The organism is Halomonas sp. DP1Y21-3 (assembly GCF_019801245.1).
Taxonomy (GTDB): Bacteria; Pseudomonadota; Gammaproteobacteria; order Pseudomonadales; family Halomonadaceae; genus Halomonas; species Halomonas litopenaei.
The window spans coordinates 1218413-1224551 of record NZ_JAHVJM010000001.1; the positions used below are offsets into that span (position 1 = coordinate 1218413).

Annotated in this window: 7 protein-coding genes and 1 rRNA gene; 5 read left to right on the top strand and 3 right to left on the bottom strand. The window is 62.9% G+C overall.

Annotated elements, in window-relative coordinates; genetic code table 11:
- The first annotated feature begins 179 nt into the window (after positions 1-179).
- Both KUV74_RS05355 and KUV74_RS05360 read left to right on the top strand, forming a co-directional pair.
- Positions 180-449 carry a YiaA/YiaB family inner membrane protein gene (locus tag KUV74_RS05355; RefSeq protein ID WP_045994659.1) on the top strand — a complete coding sequence of 90 codons (270 nt, stop codon included), beginning with the start codon at positions 180-182 and terminating at the stop codon, positions 447-449.
- 5 nt (positions 450-454) lie between these two features.
- Positions 455-1180: a PspA/IM30 family protein gene (locus KUV74_RS05360; RefSeq protein ID WP_222515783.1), complete on the top strand. Its 726-nt coding sequence runs from the start codon at positions 455-457 to the stop codon at positions 1178-1180.
- A gap of 151 nt (positions 1181-1331) precedes the next feature.
- Here KUV74_RS05360 and KUV74_RS05365 read toward each other — a convergent pair whose 3' ends face one another.
- Positions 1332-1787 (bottom strand): copper resistance protein NlpE N-terminal domain-containing protein, encoded by a 456-nt coding sequence (locus KUV74_RS05365; protein ID WP_045994657.1) that lies wholly within the window; start codon positions 1785-1787, stop codon positions 1332-1334.
- Positions 1788-1888: 101 nt separating this feature from the next.
- Positions 1889-2785 (bottom strand): AEC family transporter, encoded by an 897-nt coding sequence (locus KUV74_RS05370; protein ID WP_045994656.1) that lies wholly within the window; start codon positions 2783-2785, stop codon positions 1889-1891.
- A 136-nt stretch (positions 2786-2921) separates the two neighbouring features.
- Between KUV74_RS05370 and hisC the strand changes: the two genes are divergently transcribed.
- From hisC to KUV74_RS05385, 3 genes are all read left to right on the top strand, one after another.
- Positions 2922-3977, top strand: coding sequence for a histidinol-phosphate transaminase (hisC, locus tag KUV74_RS05375; RefSeq protein WP_222515784.1), 1056 nt, complete (start codon positions 2922-2924; stop codon positions 3975-3977).
- A 49-nt stretch (positions 3978-4026) separates the two neighbouring features.
- Positions 4027-4431, top strand: a complete 405-nt coding sequence (locus tag KUV74_RS05380; RefSeq protein ID WP_213230845.1) for a VOC family protein — start codon at positions 4027-4029, stop codon at positions 4429-4431.
- A gap of 66 nt (positions 4432-4497) precedes the next feature.
- On the top strand, positions 4498-5490 hold the full coding sequence (locus KUV74_RS05385) for a 2-hydroxyacid dehydrogenase (protein ID WP_222515785.1): 993 nt from the start codon (positions 4498-4500) through the stop codon (positions 5488-5490).
- Between the two features lie 549 nt (positions 5491-6039).
- On the opposite strand, the gene rrf is transcribed toward KUV74_RS05385, so the two are convergent.
- A 5S ribosomal RNA gene (gene rrf / locus KUV74_RS05390) occupies positions 6040-6139 on the bottom strand; the annotation flags it as partial.

Here is a 6139-nt window from a genome sequence, read left to right on the forward strand (position 1 = left end):
CTCATCGCCGAAAGCCCCGGCCAAGGTAGCAGAATACGCGACTCACGGCTCAACAACACGCTACCTTCCGGATCCTGCTGGCGTACCGCGCCCCGACCTCGCCATAGTGCCATCGACGCCGCGCTCGCCACACCCTGTAGGCGATGTCGGCTCCACCACCCAGTAAGCAGGAAATCTCCATGGAAAATGAAGCGAGCAACAATTCGTCAGGCTGGCTGTTCTTCGTCAAGGTCACCTTTGCCATCGCGCTGGCCGCCATGGCGGTCGGTATCGTGATGGCGCCCATCGACCTGCTGGTCAAAGGCTATCTCGGCGTGTGTTCACTGTTTCTGGTCTCCACCACCATCACCCTGTCAAAGACCCTGCGCGATGATCACGAGAGCCGGCGCTTCCACAACCGCATCTCCGAGGCTCGCACCCAGCAACTTCTCAAGGAATACACGGAGTAGCCACCATGTCACTTTGGACGAAACTGCACACCCTGGTTCGAGCGACAGCTCACGAACCGGCAGAGAAGCTGGTGGATGCCAACGCATTGCGGATCATGGCCCAGGAGATCCGTGAGGCCGAGCAGGCCTTGCACCAGGCACGCCTCGATCTCGCTGGCCTGATCGCTGAACGCAGACAGCTCGAGCGCCACAACCAGCAACTGGCCGAGCAGCTCGAAGCCAGAGAGCACCAGGCTCGCGCGGCCCTCGAACAGGACGATGAAGCGCTGGCCTTGGCCGTGGCCAGCCGCATCGCCGAGGTCGAAAGCCAATTGACCTCACAGCGACAGCACGCCGAGGCCTTGTCGCGACAGGAACAGACCCTGCGCGAGGAGCTCGGGCAAGCGGCTCAGTCACTGCGCCACTACCAGCGCGAAATGAAACTGGCCAAGGCGCGAAGCGGCAATGCTGGCCTTGGGCGGAAGCTGGGCGCTTGCAGTACCGGGCTCCAGCGACACATGGACGAAATTGCAACCAGCTACGAACGCATCCGCACGTCCCAGCAACACCAGGCAGATGTCACGACGGCCCTCAAGGAGCTGGATGAAGAGGCCAGCGGCCAGGATCTGGATCGACGCCTCAGGACGTCGGGTATCCTCGAGGGATCGATGGACGCCAGGATTGTGCTTGCCCGGCTGAAGGCCCAAGGGAGCGCGGCTGCCGTCCCCGGCGAATCGCCCAGTGGGGCATGAGCCCTGCGATCAGCGCGAGCACCGCCAGCGCTTCGAAACAGCTCCAGGCGGTGCCGAGCGGGCCTGTCGGCACAATACCATCACGTCAAGACGCCAAAGGGCGGCCCACCTGGGGCCGCCCTTTGTGTTCGACACTTGCATGTCGTGCGACTTACTGCTGGCGGGTCAGCTGCAGCATGTCGTTGTTCTGGAAGCGACGACGCTGGGGGTCGATCAGCTCCAGAGTCTGCGGATTGACGCGCATGAAGTAGTAGGTCTGGCCTTCACCGTTGGGGACCAGCTCGTAGACGGTGGCCTCCGGATTGTCGGCGGTACCGGTCAGCACATCCCAGTTGCCGGAGTAGTTCTCGTTCGGCGGATTCTGGGGATGGTTCTGGTAGGCCGCGGTCAGATCGAAGGTGCGCTGCGCCGGGGCGCTCTGGTCTTCACCTTCCATGGTAACCGTCAGGGCGATGCCGTCGCAGTTACGGCACGGCAGGGTCCCCTGGTAGGTCGCCGAGGTCGCCTGGATGGCTTCACCACCGGATCCCTCGTCGCTGGGGCCACTCGCACAGCCGGCCAAAAGGGCGAGCATGGCGGATCCCGCCAGCAAAGTCCTGAGTTGCATATTAGTCCTCCTAACCATTGAGCATGGAACCGACGAATCGGCAGCCTGCCGACAGCATAACCTCCCAGCTTCGTTGCGCACAGCCCTGTATCGCTGCCGGCTCACGACACCGGAGGCATCACGTGGGCGAACACCAGGCCAAGCACGATCGGCATCACGATCAGACTACCGAGGTTGCCGATCAGCACCAGCGACGCCACCGAATGCGGCTGCTGGCGATACTGCTCGGCCACCAGGTAGTTGAGCACCGCCGGCGGCAGGGCAGCGAACACCCACAGCGACGCGGCCTTGAGTCCCTCTAGTTCAAGCAGCATGATCAACGGCCAGGCCAGCAATAACCCGGAAAGCGGGCACAGCACGGCCCCGAGCAGCCCGGTCTTCCAGTCACCGAAGTCGATGTCGAGCATCCGCACGCCCAGGGCGAACAGCAACAGCGGGATGCACACACCACCGAGCATATGCATCGCCTCCAGCAGCCAGCCCGGTAGCGAAAGCCCGGACAGATTGACCGCCAGGCCAGCGAGGCTCGCCAGCACGATGGGCATGCGCAAAAGGCGCCACAGCGGCGTATGGGGACTGAGCATCTTCAGTCCCAGCGAGAAGTGCAGCAGCATTTCGACGATGAACAGCACCACTGCCGCCGGCAGCGCCTGCTCACCGAAGGCCAGGATCAGCAGCGGGATGCCCATGTTGCCGGAATTGTTGAACATCATCGGCGGCACAAAGGTCTTCGGCTCGAGCCTGAGCCACTTCACCACCGGCCATACCAGCAGCCCCGACCCGACTACCACCACGGCGCCGGCCAACGCCAGCCAGGCGTAGTCCTCAAGCGGCGCCTGGCGGTCGGCCAGCACCACAAATACCAGCATGGGCACGAACAGCTCCATGTTGAGGGTGTTGAGGCTACGGATGTCGGGAGAGCGCAACTTGCCATAGAGGGTACCGGCCCCCGAAATCAGAAATACCGGTAGCAGAGTGGCGAGGATCTGAGCGGTCATGGAGTCTCTTAGGCGGCAAACGGTCAGCGCTCGCAGCCTAGCACGTCAGCGACTTGCGCAGGGCCCTGGCAGCGGTCACCATGACCAAAGTGGTAATCAAGCCTTCGATTCTGCCAAGCCTGCCAAGCGAGAGACCATGAGCCAGTTGTGGAGTCCCAACGTTCGGGAACTGACCCCCTACGTGCCGGGCGAACAGCCCCGCGAGAAGCTGATCAAGCTCAACACCAACGAGAACCCCTACCCGCCCGCGCCTGGCGTGGAACGGGTCCTGCGCGAGTTCTCGGCAGACCATCTGCGGCGCTACCCGGACCCCACCTCGAGCGCCCTGCGTGAGGCCCTGGCCCAGGCCCTCGGCACGACCTCCGCCAACGTCTTCGCCGGCAATGGCTCCGACGAGGTGCTGGCGCTGGCCTTCCAGGCCTTCTTCCGCCAGAACAAGCCGCTGGCGATGCCGGATATCTCCTACAGCTTCTATCCGGTCTACTGCCGCATGTACGACATCGACAGCCAGCGTTTCGCGCTGGACGATCAGTGGCGTGTCGACCTGGACGCCCTGGCCAGCGACAGCGGCGGCGTGATCTTTGCCAACCCCAATGCCCCCACCGGTCACGGCCATGGCCGCGAGGCCATCGCGGCCTTGCTCGACAAGGTCACCGACCGCGTGGTGCTGGTGGACGAAGCCTACGTGGACTTTGGCGGCGAGAGCGCCGTTCCCCTGGTCGAGCGCTACCCCAACCTGCTGGTGACCGGCACCTTCTCCAAGTCGCGCAGCCTGGCAGGGCTTCGCCTTGGCTACGCGGTGGGCTCACCGGAGTTGATCGAGGGTCTGACCCGGGTGAAGGACTCCTTCAACTCCTACCCGGTGGACGCCCTGGCCAGCGCCATCGGCATCGCCGCACTGGAAGACAGCGACTACTTCGAGGCCACGCGTCAGACGGTGATCACCACACGCGAACGTACTCGCCAGCGTCTCGATGACCTGGGCTTCGAGGTGCTACCGTCACAGACCAACTTCGTGCTGGCGTCACACCCCAAGCACGACGCAGCCCAGCTTTTCGTCGGTCTGCGCGAGCGCGGCATCCTGGTACGCCACTTCAATACCGAGACGCTGCGCGATCATCTGCGTATTTCCATCGGCACCGATGACGAGATGGACTCGCTGATCGAGGTGCTCAGCGACCTCTGTCGCTAGGCCACAACATCGGGCGCCGCGCGGCGCCCCTTCTTTGCAAGAGGCCCCCATGAGTGAGCGTCTGCCGTTGACCGGAGTGCACCACGTCGCCCTGATCACCGCCGACTACGAACGCGCCCGGCGCTTCTATATTGAGGTGCTCGACGCCCGCATCCTCAACGAGGCCTACCGCCACGAGCGTGACAGCTACAAGCTGGACCTTGCCCTGCCCGGAGGCATCCAGCTCGAGCTGTTCTCCTTTCCCTCTCCGCCACCTCGGCCAAGCTATCCCGAGGCCTGCGGTCTTCGTCACCTTGCCCTGGCAACATCAGACCTGGACGCCAGCGTCGCGTTGCTGAAGCGGCGTGGCGCGCGACCCGAACCTATCCGAGTCGACGAGTTCACCGGTGCCCGCTTCACCTTCTTCGCCGATCCTGACGGAACGCCTATCGAACTCTACGAGACGCAAGCCTGACGTCACCGCAACCACACAGCGCTTCAGCCGATTCCGCCACTGTCCCTGACCCGCGAGGCAAGCACCATGCTCAAGGTAGGCTTCTTCAGCTCTCAGCCCTACGAACGCCCCTTCTTTTCCGATGAGCATCACCCGCAGCTGAGTATCGTGCACTTCGAGCAACGCCTCAGCGCCCGCACCGTGACCCTCTGCCAGGGACTCGATGCAGTGTGCGTATTCGTCAACGATGAGCTGGATCGCACCGTGCTCGAGCGTCTGGCCGTGGTAGGAGTGCGTCTGGTCGCGCTCAGGTGTGCAGGATTCAACAACGTTGACCTCGACGCCGCTCGCCGGCTCAACATCCAGGTGTGTCGCGTACCGTCCTACAGCCCCGACGCCGTTGCCGAGCACTGTGTCGCTTTGATGCTCACGCTCAGCCGCAAGATCCACAAGGCCTACAACCGGGTGCGTGAGGACAACTTCGACCTCAATGGCCTGCTTGGCTTCAACCTCGCCGGCAAGACCGTCGGGATCGTCGGCTTCGGCCAGATCGGCCGCTCCCTGGCGGGTATCCTGAGCGGCTTTGGCTGCCGCGTGCTGGTCACCGACCCAGCCCCCATCCGTATCCCCGATCAAGCCGACATCGCGCAGGTCGAGTTCGATGAATTGCTGGCACACAGCGACATCATCTCGCTGCACTGTCCGCTCACCCCAGACACCCACCACCTGATCGACGAGTCGGCCTTTTCCCGAATGAAGGACGGGGTGATGCTGATCAACACAAGCCGCGGCGCCCTGGTCGACACCCGCGCCTGCATCGAGGCCCTCAAACGTCGCAAGCTCGGCTACCTGGGTCTCGACGTCTACGAGCAGGAAGCCGGCATGTTCTTCGAGGACCGCAGCGACGACATCCCGCTGGACGACGTCTTTGCCCGCCTTATCAGCTTCCCCAATGTCGTCGTCACCGGCCACCAGGGCTTCTTCACCCGGGAAGCCCTGAGCGAGATCGCATCGACCACGCTGGAAAGCCTCACCGCCTTCGAGGACGGGCGCCCCCTCGATCAACACTGTCAGCTCTAGAGAGTCGACGCTGCCCTGAACAAAAGAAGGCCCAACTCCAAGAGGAGTTGGGCCTTCTTTTGAATAGATACCTGACGATGACACTTAGACAACAAGGTCGCTCGCATGGGGGTGAGTCACCCCAGCGCTCTTTACAAGGGCTGCGGCAACGCCGCAAGGGGGGGACGAACGACGCGAGCCCGCCCTTGAGAAGAGCCAGGCCGGACCGCACCTAGGGGGTTATCGGCGCGGCCCCACAAATAAAGAGCGGGGCTGAACTTGTAGAGAGCGCATGCATGCGCTCTCTACAAAAAGAAGGCCCGACTATCTCTCGATAATCGGGCCTACTTCTGAATAAATGCCTGACGATGACGCTTAGACAGCAAGGTCGCTCGCATGGGGGTGAGTCACCCCAAGGTTTGCAGCGAAGCTGCAAGGGGTGACGAACGACGCGAGCCTGCGAGCGGCCGGACCGCACGCAGTGCGGCCCCACAAATAAAAAGCGGGGTCTTCCCATGCATGCGAAGAAGCCCGGTTATCTCTCGATAACCGGGCTTCTTCTGAATAAATGCCTGACGATGACCTACTCTCGCATGGGGAGACCCCACACTACCATCGGCGCTGAGCGGTTTCACTTCTGAGTTCGGCAAGGGATCAGGTGGTTCCCACA